At 65.5% G+C, this 17,983-nt stretch carries 18 protein-coding genes; 7 read left to right on the top strand and 11 right to left on the bottom strand.

The window, feature by feature from the left end:
• Window positions 1-105: 105 nt before the first annotated feature.
• The 11 genes from cycA to PPA02S_RS12535 form a co-directional block, all read right to left on the bottom strand.
• Complete coding sequence (cycA, locus tag PPA02S_RS12585; RefSeq protein ID WP_028632790.1) at window positions 106-1,512, bottom strand: D-serine/D-alanine/glycine transporter; 1,407 nt, start codon at window positions 1,510-1,512, stop codon at window positions 106-108.
• Window positions 1,513-1,744: 232 nt separating this feature from the next.
• On the bottom strand, window positions 1,745-3,109 hold the full coding sequence (locus PPA02S_RS12580) for a PepSY-associated TM helix domain-containing protein (RefSeq protein WP_028632789.1): 1,365 nt from the start codon (window positions 3,107-3,109) through the stop codon (window positions 1,745-1,747).
• A 57-nt stretch (window positions 3,110-3,166) separates the two neighbouring features.
• Window positions 3,167-5,233, bottom strand: a complete 2,067-nt coding sequence (locus PPA02S_RS12575; RefSeq protein ID WP_028632788.1) for a TonB-dependent copper receptor — start codon at window positions 5,231-5,233, stop codon at window positions 3,167-3,169.
• Window positions 5,234-5,297: 64 nt separating this feature from the next.
• Window positions 5,298-5,738 (bottom strand): DUF2946 domain-containing protein, encoded by a 441-nt coding sequence (locus tag PPA02S_RS12570; RefSeq protein ID WP_028632787.1) that lies wholly within the window; start codon window positions 5,736-5,738, stop codon window positions 5,298-5,300.
• A gap of 22 nt (window positions 5,739-5,760) precedes the next feature.
• Entirely contained in the window at window positions 5,761-6,240 is a 480-nt protein-coding gene (locus PPA02S_RS12565) for a copper chaperone PCu(A)C (protein WP_028632786.1), read from the bottom strand.
• Window positions 6,241-6,286: 46 nt separating this feature from the next.
• Entirely contained in the window at window positions 6,287-6,676 is a 390-nt protein-coding gene (locus PPA02S_RS12560) for a DUF2946 domain-containing protein (protein ID WP_028632785.1), read from the bottom strand.
• 104 nt (window positions 6,677-6,780) lie between these two features.
• The gene (locus PPA02S_RS12555; protein ID WP_028632784.1) at window positions 6,781-7,635 is read right to left on the bottom strand and encodes an SPFH domain-containing protein; all 855 of its coding nucleotides are present in this window, start codon (window positions 7,633-7,635) and stop codon (window positions 6,781-6,783) included.
• A gap of 25 nt (window positions 7,636-7,660) precedes the next feature.
• Complete coding sequence (locus tag PPA02S_RS12550) at window positions 7,661-8,098, bottom strand: NfeD family protein (protein WP_028632783.1); 438 nt, start codon at window positions 8,096-8,098, stop codon at window positions 7,661-7,663.
• A gap of 144 nt (window positions 8,099-8,242) precedes the next feature.
• Window positions 8,243-8,965, bottom strand: coding sequence for a cobalt-precorrin-6A reductase (locus PPA02S_RS12545; RefSeq protein WP_028632782.1), 723 nt, complete (start codon window positions 8,963-8,965; stop codon window positions 8,243-8,245).
• Complete coding sequence (locus tag PPA02S_RS12540; RefSeq protein ID WP_028632781.1) at window positions 8,962-10,056, bottom strand: cobalt-precorrin-5B (C(1))-methyltransferase; 1,095 nt, start codon at window positions 10,054-10,056, stop codon at window positions 8,962-8,964. Before PPA02S_RS12540 ends, PPA02S_RS12545 begins: the two co-directional genes overlap by 4 nt.
• The gene (locus PPA02S_RS12535) at window positions 10,049-11,260 is read right to left on the bottom strand and encodes a bifunctional cobalt-precorrin-7 (C(5))-methyltransferase/cobalt-precorrin-6B (C(15))-methyltransferase (RefSeq protein ID WP_028632780.1); all 1,212 of its coding nucleotides are present in this window, start codon (window positions 11,258-11,260) and stop codon (window positions 10,049-10,051) included. The genes PPA02S_RS12540 and PPA02S_RS12535 overlap by 8 nt, the downstream gene beginning before the upstream one ends.
• 176 nt (window positions 11,261-11,436) lie before the next feature.
• On the opposite strand from PPA02S_RS12535, the gene cobG reads away from it, so the two are divergent.
• The 7 genes from cobG to PPA02S_RS12500 all read left to right on the top strand — a co-directional run bounded on the left by cobG (window position 11,437) and on the right by PPA02S_RS12500 (window position 17,944).
• Entirely contained in the window at window positions 11,437-12,768 is a 1,332-nt protein-coding gene (gene cobG / locus PPA02S_RS12530; RefSeq protein ID WP_028632779.1) for a precorrin-3B synthase, read from the top strand.
• Window positions 12,761-13,387, top strand: a complete 627-nt coding sequence (locus PPA02S_RS12525) for a precorrin-8X methylmutase (protein ID WP_028632778.1) — start codon at window positions 12,761-12,763, stop codon at window positions 13,385-13,387. The genes cobG and PPA02S_RS12525 overlap by 8 nt, the downstream gene beginning before the upstream one ends.
• The gene (locus PPA02S_RS12520) at window positions 13,387-14,118 is read left to right on the top strand and encodes a precorrin-2 C(20)-methyltransferase (RefSeq protein WP_028632777.1); all 732 of its coding nucleotides are present in this window, start codon (window positions 13,387-13,389) and stop codon (window positions 14,116-14,118) included. The genes PPA02S_RS12525 and PPA02S_RS12520 overlap by 1 nt, the downstream gene beginning before the upstream one ends.
• A gap of 2 nt (window positions 14,119-14,120) precedes the next feature.
• A complete protein-coding gene (gene cobJ / locus PPA02S_RS12515) occupies window positions 14,121-15,803 on the top strand; it encodes a precorrin-3B C(17)-methyltransferase (protein ID WP_033727958.1) in 1,683 nt (560 codons plus the stop codon).
• A 93-nt stretch (window positions 15,804-15,896) separates the two neighbouring features.
• Window positions 15,897-16,577 carry a hypothetical protein gene (locus tag PPA02S_RS12510; RefSeq protein WP_028632775.1) on the top strand — a complete coding sequence of 227 codons (681 nt, stop codon included), beginning with the start codon at window positions 15,897-15,899 and terminating at the stop codon, window positions 16,575-16,577.
• A 58-nt stretch (window positions 16,578-16,635) separates the two neighbouring features.
• On the top strand, window positions 16,636-17,328 hold the full coding sequence (locus PPA02S_RS12505) for a hypothetical protein (protein ID WP_028632774.1): 693 nt from the start codon (window positions 16,636-16,638) through the stop codon (window positions 17,326-17,328).
• The gene (locus PPA02S_RS12500; RefSeq protein ID WP_028632773.1) at window positions 17,321-17,944 is read left to right on the top strand and encodes a hypothetical protein; all 624 of its coding nucleotides are present in this window, start codon (window positions 17,321-17,323) and stop codon (window positions 17,942-17,944) included. The genes PPA02S_RS12505 and PPA02S_RS12500 overlap by 8 nt, the downstream gene beginning before the upstream one ends.
• Window positions 17,945-17,983 lie beyond the last annotated feature (39 nt).

Genomic DNA, 17,983 nt, shown 5'->3' with positions numbered 1-17,983 from the left:
ATCAAGATCAAGATCTACAGCAACAGCGAGCTGAAATAAGTGCGCAGTTTAATGGGTAATAAGACTGCTCGCAGGGCGAGGGCCGCTTTGCGGCCCCTTGGGCTGTTAGCCGTTACGGACTGCCGTGCGCGGATGGCGCCTGCGGCGTACGCCCTGGTAGGTCACTGCCAGCAGCACGAACCAGATAGGCGTGACTACCAGCGCCGAGCGGGTGTCGGCTTCCAGGCTGAGCAGCACCAGAATGAAAGCGAAGAACGCCAGGCATACGTAGCACATGAAGCGCCCGCCCGGCATCTTGTACTTCGAGGCCAGGTGCAGCGGTGCACGGTGCTTGCGGTAGCTCAGGTACGACAGCAGGATCAACGTCCAGACGAACATGAACAGCACCGCCGACACCGTGGTCACCAGGGTGAACGCCTCGATCACATTCGGCACCAGGTAGATCAGCACCGCACCCAGCAGCAGGCAGAGGCACGAGAAGTACAGGCCGTTGGCCGGCACTGCGCGGCGCGACAACTTCTCAAACGCTTTGGGGGCGTCGCCTTCCTGGGCTAGGCCAAACAGCATGCGGCTGGTGGAGAACACGCCGCTGTTCGCCGACGAGGCTGCCGAGGTCAGCACCACGAAATTGATGATGCTGGCTGCTGCCGGCAGGCCGGCCAGCACGAATAGCTCAACGAACGGGCTCTTGCCTGGCACCACGTCGCGCCATGGGGTAACGGCCATGATCGCGATCAGCGCAAGCACGTAGAACACGATGATGCGGATCGGGATGGAATTGATCGCCCGGGGCAGGGTGCGCTCGGGGTTCTTGGCTTCGGCGGCGGTGGTGCCCACCAGCTCGATGCCGACGAAGGCGAACACAGCGATCTGGAAGCCGGCGAAGAAGCCCATGACCCCGTGCGGGAACATCCCGGCGTCGTTCCACAGGTTGGCCAGTTGCGCAGTACGCCCGCTTGGCGAGGTGAAACCGGTGACCACCATGTACAGGCCGGTGGCGACCAGGCCGAGGATGGCGATGATCTTGATCAGCGCGAACCAGAACTCCATCTCGCCGAACAGCTTGACCGTGACCAGGTTCAGCGACAGCAGCACCGCCACGCAGGTCAGTGCGGGTATCCACTGGGGAAGGTCCGGGAACCAGAATTGCGTGTAGGCAGCGATGGCGACCACGTCGGCGATGCCAGTGACCACCCAGCAGAACCAGTACGTCCAGCCGGTGAAGTAGCCGGCCCAAGGGCCGAGCAGGTCGGCGGAAAAGTCGATGAACGATTTGTAGTTCAAGTTCGACAGCAGCAACTCGCCCATGGCACGCATGACGAAGAACAGCATGAAGCCGATGATCATGTAGACGAAGATGATCGACGGGCCGGCCAGGCTGATGGTCTTGCCCGAGCCCATGAACAGGCCGGTGCCGATGGCGCCACCGATGGCGATCAACTGGATGTGGCGGTTGGTGAGGTTGCGCTGCAGGTGCTGTTCTTCAGGTGGGTTGGGTACGGTTTGCGTCATAGGCTGCATTCCCTTGTAAAGGTCTGTCTTCTTGTCTGAGCTAGCCAGCTAGGCTAACACGCTCGTCCCATTTCGGGGCGCGACAGATCGACTCGACTTTTGGGTAGCAGGGAGGCGCAGAATGGTGCTGAAAAGTGTTCGGCGTGGCGAGGGCAGCGCTTGCGAGATCGAGCGCCGCCTGCGCGGCGCTCGGTTTCACAGGCGCAGACCCTGTTACGGCCAACCAGACAAATCACACACTGGCCAGGGCTTTGCGCCTCATTACCAGACTATCGACCACCCACAAGGCAATCATCGATATCCCCACCAACGGAAACAACACGCCGAGCACCAGCATCACCGCTACCGCCGCCTTCCAGCGTGGCAGGTCATGGCGCAAGGGGGGGACGCCCAGCCCGCCAGTAGGGCGGCGTTGCCACCACATCACCAACCCGCTCACCGAGCCCAGCAGAATCATCAGGCATATCAGCAGAATGATGACCTGGTTGACAGCACCAAACATTCGGCCTTCATGCAGCATCACGCCCAGCTCGGTGGCCCGTGCCACAGGGCTGTAGTCCTGCCAGCGCACGTCGGCCAGCACATTGCCGGTGTACTGGTCTACATGCAGGGTGGCGTCGTTGCGTGGGTCGTCGGCGAACACGGCCACGGTGAACACGCCCTCGGCGGTGGTGGGCAGGGTGATGCTGTAACCCGGCTCGACCTGGCGCGAAGTGGCGATATCCTCCACCTGCTGCACGCTGACCTGGGGGGCGGCGGGCATGTTCGACATACCGTGGTGGCCTGCGTGCTCGGCGTGGGCACCAGACTGCGGCATCGGCGTGTTCTCCATGGCCCATGGTACGGTCTGGCGGTGGGCGCTGTTCAGCGCACCCGCCTGCTGGTCCGATTTGGGCACGTCGTTCCACATGGCTGCCGGAAAACGGTTCCACAGTTCGGCATACTGCTTGCCCCACAGCCCGGTCCAGGTCATGCCACTGAGCAGCATCAGCAATAACAGGGCCGAGCCCCAGAAGCCGCTGACCGCATGCAGGTCGCGCCACAGCAACCGCCCACGGGCCGCCAACCGTGGCCACAGCACGCCACCGCCCTTGCGCCCGCGTGGCCACCACAAGTAAAGGCCCGACACCACCAGCACGATGCCCCAGCCTGCTGCGAGCTCCACCAGCCGGTCACCCACGGTGCCCACCATCAGTTCGCCATGCAGGGCGCGGGCAATGGCCTGCAGGTTGCGCTTGGCATCCTGCTCGCCCAGCACCTTGCCGCTGTACGGGTTGACGAAGACGTTCAGCTCGCGCCCGTCTTCATGCACAACAAACTGTGCGCTGCGTGTGGGGGTGGCAGGCGGCAGGTACTGGCCGACGTGCCCCTTGGGGTGGGCCTTGCGAACCTCGGCCAGCATCACGTCCGCACCTTGTCGGTGATGACCGGCTTCGACCACCATCAGGTCGCGGTACAGCAATGGGTCCAGTTGCGGCTTGAACAGGTAGATGATCCCGGTGATCGCCAGCAGGATCATGAATGGGGCCACGAACAGCCCCGCATAGAAATGCCAACGCCAGGCCAGGTTGTAGAATGAAACGCGTGTTCCTCTCATGGGAACCTCCCGTATGAACAGCCGTTGGGCGCAGCATTGCCGCGCCCTTTATTGTTGTCAGAAGCTGAAGTCGACCTTGGTCCAGAGCGTTCTGCCGGGTTCATTGACCGGCTGCGGGTCGCTGGCCGGGTAGCCGAAACCGGCATTGCCGGCCAGGTTCAGGTGCTCGGCGTAGGCTTTGTTGAACAGGTTGTCCACCCCGGCGCTCAGCTTGAGGTTCTTGCTCACCTTGTAGGCACCGTTCAGCGAGAACACGCCAAAGCCTGCGCTGGTGCCATAGTCCTTGCCCACCACGTTGCCCTGGTTGCGGGCGATGCGGTTTTGCTCGTCCACCAGGCGCCAGAGGGCACCGGCGCTCCAGGCGTCGCGGGTATAGGTGAGGCCCAGGCGGCTTTCCAGCGGTGGCATCTGCGGCAGCGCCTTGCCATCGCTGCTGTTCTTGCCCCAGGCATAGGCCAGCGTGGCGTCGGCCTTCCAGGTATCGGTCAGCTGGTACGCAGCACCCAGTTCGCCGCCCATGATGCGGGCGTCGATGTTCTGCGCCTGGGAGGTGGTCATGCCCATCATGCCGGTGCGGTAGTCGAACAGAATGTAGTCGCGCACCTGCCCCACGTAGCCTGAGGCCCAGGCTTCCAGGCGCTCGCCACGGTACTGGATACCGAAGTCGAGTTGGGTAGTCTTCTCAGGCTTGATGCCGTCGAAGGCATTGACAGCGCCGGCCGGTGCCCTCTTTGGCGAGAACAGCTCCCAATAGTCAGGGAACCGCTGGGCATGGCCCAGGCCGATGTAGGCAGTTGCCGGTAGCGATGCCAGGTCGTGCTCATAGCGGACGAAACCGCTGGGCAGGGTGTCGGCACGGGTGTCGTTTTCAGTGGCACTGCCCTTGCGGAAGTCGCGAGCCGAGGCCCGGTCCAGTCGGGCACCGGTGATCAGGCGGTCTTCACCGCTGACGTACCACGTCAGCTCGCCGAAGGCCCCATAGTTGTGGAAGTCGGCATCCTTGGTCCAGGGCTGGCCACGGTGTGCATCCACGCCCATGCCGCCACGCTTGCGGTGTTCGTTGGTCTGCGCGTCGATGCCGCTGATCAATTGCACGTCGGCCCAGCGCCAGGTGGCCTTGATACGCGCGCCAAGGGTGCGGCGGTCAACGTTGCTGACCATGGGCATGCCCATCATGCCTTTGCCTGACGGGGTGCGCAGGCTGTAGTTGTCCATCACGTGGTCGGCGTAGTTGTAGTAGACCTGGGCTTCGACCTTGTCGAGCACCTCACCCAGGTTGGACTTTTCGAAACGCAGGCCCAGGCTTTCGCGCTTGAACTGCGAGCCGTCCATGCCACGGCCGGCATAGCGGGCCTCGCCATCACCTTTGCCAGCGGTGAGTTCCAGCAGGGTGTCGGCGTCGGGCGTCCAGCCCAGGGCGACGTCGCCGTTCCATTTGTCCCAGCGCGACGGCACGTGGTGGCCGTTGCCGTCCTTGTAGTCACCGGAACGCGACTGGTTGCCCACAAAGCGGGCATAGGCCTGGCTGTTGCCGGCAGCGGCGTCCACCACCTTGTCGAAACGGCCATTGGAACCGGTCAAAAGGCTGGCGTTGACGCGGCTGCCCAGGGTGCCGAACTTTTCCGGCTCGCGTTCGAACAAAATGGTGCCTGCCGAGCCGCCTGGGCCCCAGATCACGCTTTGCGGGCCTTTGATCACCGTCAGGCGGTCATAGGTTTCCGGCGAGATATACGACGTTGGGGCGTCCATGCGGTTGGGGCAGGCGCCCAGCATCAGGCCGCCATTGGTGAGGATGTTCAGGCGTGAGCCGAACATGCCGCGCAGTACCGGGTCGCCATTGGTACCGCCGGCGCGTATGGCCGAGAAGCCCGGGATGGTCTTGAGGTAGTCGGCGCCGTCACTGGCGGGCACGGGCTGGCGCGGGTCCTTGGGGTTGGTGACCACGGTCAGGGGCGAACTGGGGGCCACGGCGGTGATCACCGTGGGGCTGAGCTCGGGGGCATCGATGAGGTGGCCTGCATGTGCGGGGTCGGCGGCCAGGGCCACGGGGGCCAGCAGCGAGCCGCAGAGCACGGCGATGGTCCCACGCAGGGATAGGGCAAAAACAGGGGTGCAGCCGTACATAATGATTCCAGTCGATCAGTCATAAGGGGGCGCGAAGCCTCGTGGCCTCGTACGCGAAAGGGTTTCAGACGCTGATCGGGAATGGCGGGGCGCGGCTGCGCGCACCGGGGAATACAGCCTGCCGGGCATGGCCCTGGTGCGTGGTCGCCGGGGTGGGGGAGGTGGGCGTAATGCCCGCAACACTGAGCGGGCTGAGAGTTTGTGGCAGTGCAGGGCAATTGAAGAGCAGGCTGCAATAGCCGCACTTCTCCCACATCACATGCAGCTGGCCGTCACTGCCCTGGCCGTGGTGGCCGTCACCATGATCGTGGGCAGCCGGCATCGGCATGTCCATGGGCATGTTCATGCTCATGGGCATGCCCGCCGAGTGGTCCATCGGCATCGACTGCGATATCAGCGGGCCGATGAAGATCATCCACATGGCGAACAGGCTCAGCCATCCGCCACCGACGCGCCTGCTATCAGGGCGGGTGGTACGGCGTGGGCTGTTGCGCGGCAGGCTCATGGCCAGTGCCTGTCAGCAGGTATCAGTGCTTGTGGGCTTCAGGCTGGCCCGCAGGGGCTTGCTGCTGCACGGCCACATCCACGGTGACGTCACCGGCCTTTTCGAAGTGCAGGGTCAGCGGGAAGCGTTTTCCGTCGGTGAGCAGGCTGCGGTCCTTGGGGTTCATCAGCATCACGTGGTAGGCACTGGGCGCGAACACCAGGTCTTGCCCTGCAGGCACCACCACGCTGGGCACCTGTTGCATCTTCATGGCACCGCTGGCGCCCATGGCGTGCTCGTGCAGTTGCGTGTCGTCGCTGATGGGGCTGTCGGCGCTTAGCAGGCGGTCGTCAGCCTTGCCATTGTTGTGCACCACGAAATACGCGGCGACATTGGGCGCATTGGGGGGGAGCTGCAGCGACCAGGGGTGGGCGATGTGCAGGTCGCCCACGCTGTATTCGTGAGCATTGGCGAAGGCAGCAGGCAGCAGCAGGGCGGCCGCGACAAGGGCGTGCTTGAGCATGGTGAATCTCCGAGATGATGATGTTCAGGCGCAACGCGTGAAGCAATCAGGCCAGCGGAGAGGCACGTGGGTTTAGCGCAGGCCAGAGCTGGCGTGGCGTGGGTGTGTATTGGGCTAGCGGTGACAGCGTTCCGGCCAAACGCACTGGCGGGCTGTGCAGTTGCAGGGGCGGGGTGGGCAGGGCAAGCAAGGGGGCTGCACCCGAGCAGCACCAGCAGTTCATCAGGCTGGCACTGTTGTCGCTTTGCGGGCCAAGGTCGATCTTGGCCAGGGCCTGGACATCGACGTTGGCCTTGTTGGCCATGCTGGAACAGAATGCCCCCCACAGCAGCTGCTCTGCCGGGCCCTTGGGCGCAGCAGAAGACAGCGGCATGGCCAGCAGGTTGAACAGCACTGCAAGGCAGGCTATCCAGGCAATGTGCCGACGTGGGGGCATGGAGAGATCCGGTCAGGAATCGTGGTGGCTATTGTAAGCGCGAGTATAGGCAAAAATGCCGGGGTGCGGTGACGTGACGCAGGGGCTTGGCGCCCCCGGTCGCCTCACACCTTGTTGCGGCCCATCAGCCCGCGCACGGTTTCCTGCAGGTCTGCTGGCAGCACCACCACCTTGGCATTGTTGCTGCTGGCCAGGTTTTCCATGGCACCGATGTAGCGCTCGCCCAGCAGGTACATGGCCGGTACGGTCTCGTTGCCCACCGCGTCCTTCACCATCGAGATGGACCGGGCAGACGCGTCGGCCAGGCTGATTTGCGCTTCGGCGTCCAGCCTGGCGGCCTGCAGGCGCGCTTCTGCTTCCAGAACCGCCGCCTGCTTGGCGCCTTCGGCGCGGGTGACGTCGGCCTTGCGCTCACGCTCGGCAGCCGCCTGGCGCTCCATGGCCAGCTGCATGTTCTCGGAAGGTTTGATGTCCTGGATTTCTACCGAACGAACGGTCACGCCCCAGTCTTCGGTCTGCTCCGACATGGCTTCGCGCAGGCGCGCCTTGATCTGCTCACGGCTGGACAGCGCTTCGTCCAGGTCCATGGCGCCGACGATGGCCCGCAGCGAAGTCATGGTCAGGCTGGTGACGGCAAACGCGTAGTTCTGCACCCCATAGGACGCCTTTTGCGGGTCGACGACCTTGGCGAAGCACAGCGCGTTGGCAACGATCACGGCGTTGTCACGGGTGATGATTTCCTGCTCTTGCACATCGAGGATGATGTCCTTGGTGGGCAGGCGGTAGGCAACCACGTCCATGTACGGGATGACGACATTCAGGCCGGGCTTGAGGGTGGTGTGGTAGCGGCCCAGCCGCTCGACCACCCATTCTTCACCCTGAGGCACGATACGTACCCCCTTGAACACGGTGATGAGTACGAACAGGGCGATGGCGCCGACGACGATGAGACTGGTCATGGTGACAAATTCCTTTTTTACGGATTCAGGCCCGGATGACCCGGGCGATGTTGCCCTCGATGGCGGTAAGGCGTACCCGTTCGCCGGCGGGGATGTCGCTGTCGGCGATGCAGACCCATTCCTCGTTGCCCAGGATGGGCTTCTGGAAGCGCACCCGGCCCTTGTGGAACTCGGACACGGCGGCTGTGAGCAGCCCGACTTCACCTATCACGCTGGCGGCTGTCCAGCGCACGTCCGGTTGCTTGCGCCGGAACACCTTGAACCAGAGTGCAGTGGTGGCCGAGGACAGTACGACCCACAGCAGCCCCTGCATGTCCAGTTGAAGGTCGGGGAATGCCAGTGCGATCAGCGACACCAGCACGGCGCCGATGCCGAACCAGAGGATGAAGAACGTTGGCAGGACCAGCTCGAGCAATATCAGCGCGATGCCGAACACCAGCCAGATCCACCATTGCATTTCCATATGGTTAGCGCCTTCCAGAGGGGGTGCCCGAGTTTACGGCAGCAGTGCCAATCCGGCCATGTCCAAACCGTCAGAAACATCGCCCACCATTGTAGGAGCGAGCGCAGCTCGCGATGGGCTGCGCCGCAGCCCAGGGGCCCGCAGTCAGTCCAGTCCCATCGCCGCCGCTAGCTCCGCCCCGCTATAAAACACCCGCTCCACCTCGGCCAGCACTGGCCGCTTCAGGATCAACACCGGCACACCCAGCGCCCGCGCTACCTCCAGCTTGGGCTCCGTGGCCAGGCTGCCGCTGTTCTTGCTGACCAGCACGTCGATACCCCGGCTGGTGAACAACGCCCGCTCATCCTCCAGCTGAAACGGCCCACGCGCACCTATCACTTCGCAGCGTGCGTTGCCCGGGCAGGCCTGCAGGGCGCGCAAGGTCCAGAACTGCGTCGGTGGAATCTCGTGCAGGTGGCGCAGGGGCTCACGGCCCAATGTGAACAGGGGGCGGCTGAACGGCGCCAGCTGGTTGATCAACGCTGCCCAGCCGTCCACTTCGCGCCAGTCGTCCCCCGCCTGCGCCTGCCAGGCCGGGCGGCGCAGGGCCCAGCAGGGGACACCGGCCATGCGTGCCGCGCTGGCAGCATTGGCGCTGATCTGCGCCGCGTACGGGTGGGTGGCATCGACCAGCAGTGTAATACCGGCTTCACGTAGGTAGCTGGCCAGTCCCGATGCACCGCCAAACCCACCCACCCGCACTTGGCAGTGCAGGTCGTCCGGCACACGGCCGATGCCGGCCAGGCTGTAGATGTGCTGCGGCCCCAGCAGCCGGGCGATGGCCAGGGCCTCGGTGATGCCGCCGAGCAACAGGATGCGCTGGCTCATTGGGCACCTGCCCGGCCGACGATGCCGCCCTGGCGATCAATGGCAACCACCTCTACCTGGACCTGGGCCGGTACCACGCTGCGGGCAAAAGCCAGCGCGTGGGCGCATACCGCATCGCCCAGTGGCACGCCTGCCCCATGGGCCATTGCCAGCGCCTGCTGGCTGGTGTTGGCGGCGATGATGGCGGCCTGCAGCGCAGAGTTGGCGCCCACTGCCGCTGCCCAGCCGGCCAGCTGCGGCAGGTCGATGCTGGAATGGCGGCTGTGCAAGTCCATGTGCCCGGCGGCCAGCTTGCTGATCTTGCCGAACCCCCCGCACAGGGTCAGGCGTGGCACCGGTACCTTGCGCAGGTGCTTGAGCACCGCGCCAACGAAGTCGCCCATCTCGATCAGGGCGATTTCCGGCAGCCCGTACACCCGGCGCATGGTGTCCTCGCTGGCGTTGCCGGTGCACGCAGCAATATGGGTATAGCCGTTGGTGTGGGCCACATCGATACCTTGGTGAATGGAGGCGATGTACGCTGCGCACGAGAAGGGGCGCACGATGCCGCTGGTGCCCAGGATGGACAGGCCACCCAGAATGCCCAGGCGCGGGTTCATGGTTTTCAGGGCCAACTGCTCGCCCCCCTGCACGTTCACCGTCACCTCGAAACCGCCCGCATAGCCGCATTCGGCACCTAGAGCGTGCAGGTGCTCGGTGATCATGCGCCGGGGCACAGGGTTGATGGCCGGCTCGCCCACCGCCAGCACCAGGCCTGGGCGGGTGACGGTGCCTACACCGGTACCGGCAACGAAGCGTGTGCCCGGCTCGGTCAGCAACCGTACCTGGCTGTAGAGCAGGGCGCCGTGGGTCACGTCTGGGTCGTCGCCTGCGTCTTTGAGCGTGCCGGCCTCCGCGCTGCCGTCGGCAAGGCGGCAGAACTCCAGGCGCATCTGCACCACCTTGCCCTTGGGCAGGGTGATGCTGACCGCATCGCTGGCCACCCCGGTCAGCAGCAGACGCGCGGCCGCCAGGCTGGTGGCGGTGGCGCAGCTGCCGGTGGTGAGGCCGCTGCGCAGGGGCGCGGGCTGCTCGCGGGTCTCTTCACGCATCAACGGGTTTTACCGCTTCGAGCAGGGTGATGGGCAGCGCCTGGCGCCACGTGTCGAATGCCCCCAGCGGCTGCGCGTGGGCCACATGGATGCGGGTCAGCTCGCCACCGTGCTGTTCGCGAAAATGCGCAAGGGCCAGCTCGCTTTGCAACGTCACCGCATTGGCCACCAGCCGCCCCCCAGGGCGCAGGCTTGCCCAGCACTGGGCCAGCATCCCTTCACGGGTGACGCCGCCGCCAATGAAGATGGCATCAGGTTGCTCCAGCCCTTGCAACGCTGCTGGCGCCTTGCCGCGCACCAGTTGCAGGCCTGGCACACCCAACGCATCGCGGTTGTGCTCGATCAGGCCCTGGCGGCCTTCGTCAGCCTCGATGGCCAGGGCCCGGCAGGCCGGGTGCGCGCGCATCCATTCGATGCCGATCGAGCCGCAACCTGCGCCCACGTCCCACAGCAACTCGCCGGGTTGCGGTGCCAGGCGGGCGAGGGTGATGGCCCGCACGTCGCGCTTGGTCAGTTGCCCGTCGTGGCGGTAGGCGGCATCGGGCAGCCCGGCCAGGCGGTGTAGCTGCGGGGTAGCGGGGCTGGCGATGCACTCGACAGCCACCAGGTTCAACGCGGCCGTCGCCGGGTGAGGCCAGCCTTGGGCGCTGCCTTCCAGCCTGCGCTCGGCGTCGCCGCCCAGGTGTTCGAACACCCGCAGCCGGCTGGGGCCGAAACCCCGCTCGCACAGCAGTGCGGCGATGGCGGCCGGGCTGTCGCCGTCGTTGCTCAAGACCAACAGCCGGTTGCCGCTGTGCAGATGGGCATTGAGCGCAGCCAGCGGCCTTGCCACCAGCGACACCACCTGCACCTCCTGCAGCGGCCAACCCAGGCGGGCGGCGGCCAGGGCGCAGGAGGAGGGCATCGACAGCACGTGCATTTCGCCCGGCTGCACCTGGCGTGCCAGGCTGGCCCCCACGCCGTAGAACATCGGGTCACCACTGGCCAGCACACAGACCTGCTCGCCACGCAGGGCCAGCACCGGCGCCAGCGAGAACGGGCTTGGCCAGCCCAGCCGCTCGCCTGCCACACAGCGGGGCAGCAGGGCCAGCTGGCGGGGGCTGCCGAAGATGCGCGCGGCGCCCAGCAGGGCGCGCCGGGCCTGCTTGCCAAGGCCAGTGAAGCCGTCTTCGCCGATGCCTACTACTGTCAGCCAGGGTGCCATGTGTTTCATTCCGCCATTGTTGAGGCTGCTGCTCGCCCCTGTGAGCGCGGTTTTACCCGCGAAGGGGGCGGGGTTTTCCAACCCAGTGCCAAGGGTGCTCGACCACCGGCTTTTCATGCCGGCAGACAAAGCAGGCATAATACCGCGCCTTCTACACTCAAGCGCAGTTTCACGGATTGCCGGACACCCCTTTGATGCAGGCTCGAACCCCACACCCTTCGCCCCGCCCCTCGGCCTGCCCTGGGCTGTGGCGCATCGTCAGTGCGCTGGATGGCGGCATCTGCCGCGTCAAACTGCCAGGCGGGCTGCTGCTGGCCGACCAGGCCGAAGCCGTGGCCGCTGCGGCTGAACGCTTTGCGGGCGGGGTGATCGAGGCCACCAACCGGGGCAACCTGCAGATCCGTGGTGTAGGCAGCGATCACCAGGGCCTGGTGCAGGCCCTGCTCGCTGCGGGCCTGGGCCCGCGCGAGGCAGCCGGTGACGATGTGCGCAACCTGATGCTCAGCCCCTTGGCCGGCCATGACCCGGCCATGCTGCTTGATGCCAGGCCGCTGGCCGGGCAGATCCTCGACCTGCTCGAAGGTACCCCGCGTTATCACCAGTTATCGGCCAAATTTGCCGTGCAACTGGACGCGGGTGAGCGCCTGGCCATGCTGGAACACCCCCATGACCTGTGGCTGTCTGCCCTGCACGTGGAGGGGCAAACCTGGCTGGCGTTCGGCCTGGCGAGCTGCCCGGCTGATGGCCAGGTGCTTGGCGCGGTGCCGGTGGCGCATGGCCTGGCATTGGTGCGTGGGGTGCTGGAGCGCTTTCTGGACCTGGCAACGCCGGCGCAGACGCGCATGCGCCACCTGCTGGGCGAGTGTCCACCTGCGGCGTTCGTCGACGGGCTTGGCCTGCCCATCCGCCGCGATGCTGCCGTGCTCGGCTGGCACCGCCAGCCCTGCCAAGTGTCGTGGCTGGGGCTGCTGCCCCAGGCGCACGGGCTGGCATTGGGTGTAGCCCCGCCCCAGGGCCGCCTGACGACGGCCATGCTGCGTGCAGCGGCCCAGGTGGCGCGCCAGCAGGGTGATGGCAGCCTGCGCATGAGCCCCTGGCAAAGCCTGGTGCTGACCAACCTCGACGCCAACGGCCACGAGCAGGCCCGGGCCACTCTGGCAGCGGCCGGCCTGATGTGCGACGGCCAGCAACCGCTGGCGCGCATCAGTGCCTGTACCGGCGCCAGCGGCTGCGCCAAAGCCAAGGCCGAAACCAAGGCCGATGCCGTGGCCCTGGCTGCCTTGCTGGGCCCGGGCGCCCCGGGCAGCGTGCACCTCAGTGGCTGCGAGCGTTCCTGCGCGGTGGCCCACGTTGCCCCGGTCACCTTGCTGGCGCGTGCCCCTGGCCGCTACGACCTGTATCTGCGCACCCCCCGTCAACCGGGGTTTGGCGCCTTGCGCGCCACCGACATTACCTTGAATGAAGCAGGCGCCATGCTCGCCCTGCCGACGGAGCACCTTGATGATTGACTACATCCGCGATGGTCAGGAGATCTATCGCAATTCCTTCCGGATCATCCGTGAGGAAGCACGGCTGGAGCGGATCCCCGCAGACCTCGAAAAGCTCGCTGTACGGGTGATCCATGCCTGCGGCATGGTCGACGCCATCGACGGCCTGCAATTTTCTGAAGGCGCAGGCCAGGCGGGGCGCCAGGCGCTACTGGGCGGTGCACCGATCCTCTGCGATGCGCACATGGTGGCTGAAGGCATTACCCGGGCGCGCCTGCCAGCCAACAACCCGGTCATCTGCACCCTGCGCGACCCCAGCGTTCCAGCGCTGGCCAAGGAAGCCGGCAATACCCGTTCAGCCGTCGCCCTGGAACTGTGGCGGCCGCACTTGGAAGGCAGCGTGGTGGTGATTGGCAATGCCCCCACTGCGCTGTTCTATTTGCTGGAAATGCTCGACGCCGGCGCCCCGCGCCCGGCGCTGATCCTGGGTTTCCCGGTAGGCTTCGTGGGCGCCGCTGAATCCAAGGCAATGCTCGCCGCCGACAGCCGCGGCGTTCCGTTCGTGATCATGCAAGGCCGCCTGGGGGGCAGTGCGATGGCCGCAGCTGCCGTCAACGCCCTGGCCACGGAGGTGGAATGATGGCCCCGCGTGGAAGGCTGATCGGCCTGGGTGTAGGCCCTGGCGACCCCGAGCTGATCACCCTCAAGGCTCTGCGTTTGCTGCGTGAGTCCCCAGTGGTGGGTTATTTCGTGGCCAAGGGCAAGCGCGGCAACGCCTTCGGCATCATCGAAGCGCACCTGCAGGCCGAGCAGACGCTGCTGCCACTGGTTTACCCGGTGACGACCGAGGTGCTGCCTGCCCCCCTGTCCTACGAGCAGGTGATCAGCGACTTCTACGACGAAGCCAGCGTGCAGGTTGCCGAGCACCTGGATGCCGGGCGCGACGTGGCGGTCATCTGCGAGGGCGACCCGTTCTTCTACGGCTCCTACATGTACCTGCATGATCGCCTGGCCCAGCGCTATGAAGCCGAGGTGGTCCCGGGCGTGTGCTCCATGCTCGGTGGCGCGTCGGTGCTGGGCGCGCCGCTGGTGTATCGCAACCAGAGTTTGTCTGTGCTCTCTGGCGTGTTGCCGGCAGAAGAGCTCAAGCGCCGCCTGGCCGACGCCGACGCGGCGGTGATCATGAAGCTTGGCCGCAACTTCCCCAAGGTGCGTCAGGTACTCGCCGAGCTTGGCCTGGACCGCCGTGCGCTGTACGTGGAACGGGCGACCATGGCCAACCAGAAGATCGTGCCGCTGGACGCGGTCGACCCGCAGTCGTCGCCGTACTTCTCGCTGATTATCGTGCCGGGTGAAAAATGGCAGGGGTGAACATGCACAGGGCACCGGCCATCGTCATTCTGGGGCCGGGCAGCCTGGCCACGGCGCAGCGCATCCAGCAGCGCTACCCCCAGGCGCGTATCCACGGCCTGGCCGGTCGCGTGCAGGGCGCCGATGCGTACTACACCGCGTTCGGCGATACCTTGCGTGGCTTGTATGAAGACGGCACGCCCCTCATTGCCCTGTGCGCTGCGGGTATCGTGATTCGCAGCCTTGCCGGCGCGCTTGGCGACAAGGACGACGAGCCGCCGGTGCTGGCCGTCGCCGAAGACGGCAGCGCCGTGGTGCCGTTGCTCGGGGGCCTGGCCGGGGTAAACCGGATGGCCCGGGAAATCGCCGAACAGTTGGGTGCCACACCGGCCATCACCACCAGCGGCGAGCTGCGCTTCGGTACCTGCCTGCTGAACCCGCCTGCGGGCTATGCACTGGCTGACCTGGAGCAGGGCAAGCGCTTTGTTTCCGACCTGCTGGCTGGCGAGCCCGTGCGCATAGCAGGCGAAGCGCCATGGTTGATACAGGCGCAGTTACCGGCCAGTGACGCGGCCACCCGTACCATTCATGTGGGCTGCGAGGCACGCCCGGCCAGCCGTGATGAACTGCTCATCCACCCGCGCTCGGTGGTGGCAGGCGTTGCCGGTGGCAGCTTGGCCAACCTGCCTGAAACGTTGCAGCAGGCGGGCATCGCGCCGCTTTCGCTGGCCTGTGTGCTGGCCGACGAGCAGGCCATGGCCGATGCCGATTTGCATCAAGCCGCACAGGCGCTTGGCGTGGCCCTGCGGTTCGCGCCAAGCCCAACAGGGCTGGCGAGTATGGTTGCAGCTGCCGTGCCCGGTGCCCGGCTGATCGAACAGCCGGGCCTGGTGATCGGTGTGGCGCCAGCGCCGGTCGATGTCGCCGGGGTTGGGCGCCGACGCGGCCGGCTGGCGGTGATCGGCCTGGGCCCCGGGGCAGCCGAGCTGATGGTGCCGGCAGTCAAGGCCGAGCTGGCACGGGCCGAGGATGTGCTGGGGTATGAGACCTATGTGCGCATGGCCGGCCCGTTCCGCGACGACCAGGTGGTGCACTGCACCGATAACCGTGAAGAAATGCAGCGTGCCCGCCATGCCTTCCGGCTGGCCGCCGAAGGCCGCTCGGTGGTGGTGGTGTCGTCGGGCGACCCCGGCGTGTTCGCCATGGCGGCGGCTGTACTCGAAGCACTGCACGCCTCCGACGACCCTGCGTGGCACCGGGTTGACTTGCAGATGCTGCCCGGCGTTTCGGCATGCCTTGCCACCGCCGCACAGGCTGGCGCGCCGCTGGGGCACGACTTCTGTGTGATGTCGCTATCGGACAACCTCAAGCCGTGGTCGATCATCGAGAAACGCCTCGACCTGGCTGCCCAGGCGGACCTGGTGCTGGCGTTCTACAACCCCATTTCCAAAGCCCGCCCTCACCAGCTGGGCACTGCATTGGAAGTGGTGCGTCGCCATCGCGAAGGGCGCACGCCTGTAGTCCTTGGCCGTGATATCGGTAGGCCGGGGCAGACACTGCGGGTAGTCACCCTGGACGAACTGGTGCCCGAAATGGTCGATATGCGCACCATGGTACTGGTTGGCTCGTCGACCACCTGCGTATTCCCGAGGGCTTCGGGCGGGGTCTGGGCCTATACCCCGCGCTGGTACCCCGGCGCCGGCTAGCTGCTCTGGAAACCCTTCAGCGCGCCGCGTTGCCGGCGTGCTGGATAAGGTGGTTACCCCTGATCTCAGGGGTAATCACCAAGGAGTTTGCAGATGTCCGATGCAACACAAGTCACAACCAACGATTCCGCCATCCTGGTCGAAGGCAACCTGCTGGCCTGCGGCGCAGGCATGTCCACGCAAAGCCGCCACGATGTGAAGAACGCCTTTCACTTCGCGACCCTGGTAGCTGATAAGGCCTTCGATGCGGAAAAACAGTCGCGCGAGTGGTACGACAAATTCGTCGACGTGATGCGCGACCTGGGCTTTACCATCCCCAAGCGCAGTTTCGAGCTGGAAACCTCGGCAGAGCTGTCGGTGACCGTGGGTGCAGTCGCCATCCGCGCCATCGGCGTGGCGGGCAATGCCATCCTCGGCGGCACCAAGCTCGGCGGCCTGGCCAAGCTGGCGTTCGACAAGCTCACCACCGTGCAGGATGACGCCAAGGTGGTCGACCATAAACGCCAGAACAAGGCCCGCGGCATGGTCGGCATGGCCGCCTGCATCGAAACCGCCAACAACGATGTAGTGATGGTGGTCAGTTGCGTCCAGGCCTCGGCACCCAAGCTGGATGATGACGTGCTGGGCATTCAGTGGAAGCTGGACAAGACCCATTACTACGCAGGCACCGCAGTGCTCACGCTGAACAACTTCGTCTACGACAAAGTGCGCGAAACCGTGGAAAACAAGCTCGGCGTCCGCAGCGTCGAGAACGTGCTGCAGTACGACATCTGATCGCCGGGCGGCGCTGTGACGGCGCCGCCTTTCCTGGGTTTACCGAAGAGACAACACCATGGATAAAGCAGACGAGCAGCTCATGCTGATCGGCGGCACGGCGCTGTTGTATGCACCGGCCGGGGCCGGGGTTGAGCGCCAGGCCGCCTTCGACTCGATACTGTACGCGCAGCTGGTTGCGAACAAGGAGGCAGGCTCGCGGTTTGCCGACCATGACGCCTGGTACGACGCCTACCGGGCGGCCCTTCGCCGGCTGGGCTGGATCAAGCTGGCCAGCACTTACGATCAGAGGCAGTTGGGGCAGCCGACCCGTAGCACGCGGCTGCAGCCCCTGGACGCCTGGCTCAAGGTGCGCTCGATTCAACAGCAAGCCGTATTGGCAGCCTTCGCTGCGGGTTTAGGTCAGTCAGCGGACGGGGTGGCGCATCTGAAGAAATTCTGCGTACAGGACCAGGCCGGTGGTTCGCAGGTGGTCATTGAGCTCGGGCTGCTCAAACCAGGCCCGGTGCTGGACCTGTGCAGCATTACCCTGCACACCGAAACGCCGCTCTCGGGCCTGTCGCTGGCACAGTTGCTGAGCGATCAGGTACTCAAGGGCGAGGCCGCGTTCAATGGCATTTCCCTGGCCCTGGACAACAAGCGTTTCCAGCACCAGCGCGAGGCGCTGCACGCCTTGATGCTAACCAAGGATGGCCAGGGCGAGTACCGATTCGACCCTCACGCACCGCAGACAGGAGCCGGCCATGAGTGAAGCTGCAGCTGCCGTGATTGGCGCGGGTGTCGTGTCTTTTCTGGATGGCGTGCCCGCCGCGCACAAGTACAAGGTGAAACTGGCATTGGCGCTGGCCGAGCGCGCAACCGAAGCGGCTCACCGGGAGGGCCTGGTGCAGGACTGGTTCGCCTATTACCGCAACCAACTGAAGTTCATGGGCTGGGATGCGCTGTCGCCCGAGCAGGTGCACTGGCCCGATCAACAGCGCACCAGGCAGGTGGACCAGGTGCTGGAAACCATTGCTGCAACCGCGGGTGAGCATTTCGCCACGGCCACGGGCATGGCCTTGCACAAGTTGGTGGCCAACCCCTCGGTGTTGCAGAAGCTGGAGCACTACGCACTGGAGCGTCAGCATTTCCAGCTGCTGCCGTGTGCGCCGGCCGGCGCCAACCGCGTTGATATGGTGATTTACCACGAAACGGATGTGCGCTCGGCATTCAGCGCAGGGTTCATCAACCGCAAGCGCAGCCACAAGCACGTGCGGGCGGAACTGGTGCGTTTCAACCTGCTGGCGTTCGAGCACAGTTTTCTACCGAAAGTGCAGGACCGCGTTGTGCAGCTGAGCCTGCAGCGTGTGCTTGACTACGCCTTTTGATACCCGGCCTACCTGTGGGGCCGGGTATGGCCCCCGCAG

The organism is Pseudomonas parafulva NBRC 16636 = DSM 17004 (genome assembly GCF_000730645.1).
GTDB classification, from domain to species: Bacteria; Pseudomonadota; Gammaproteobacteria; order Pseudomonadales; family Pseudomonadaceae; genus Aquipseudomonas; species Aquipseudomonas parafulva.
Note: the sequence above shows the minus strand (reverse complement) of the source record. Positions and strands in the feature narration are given on the sequence as shown.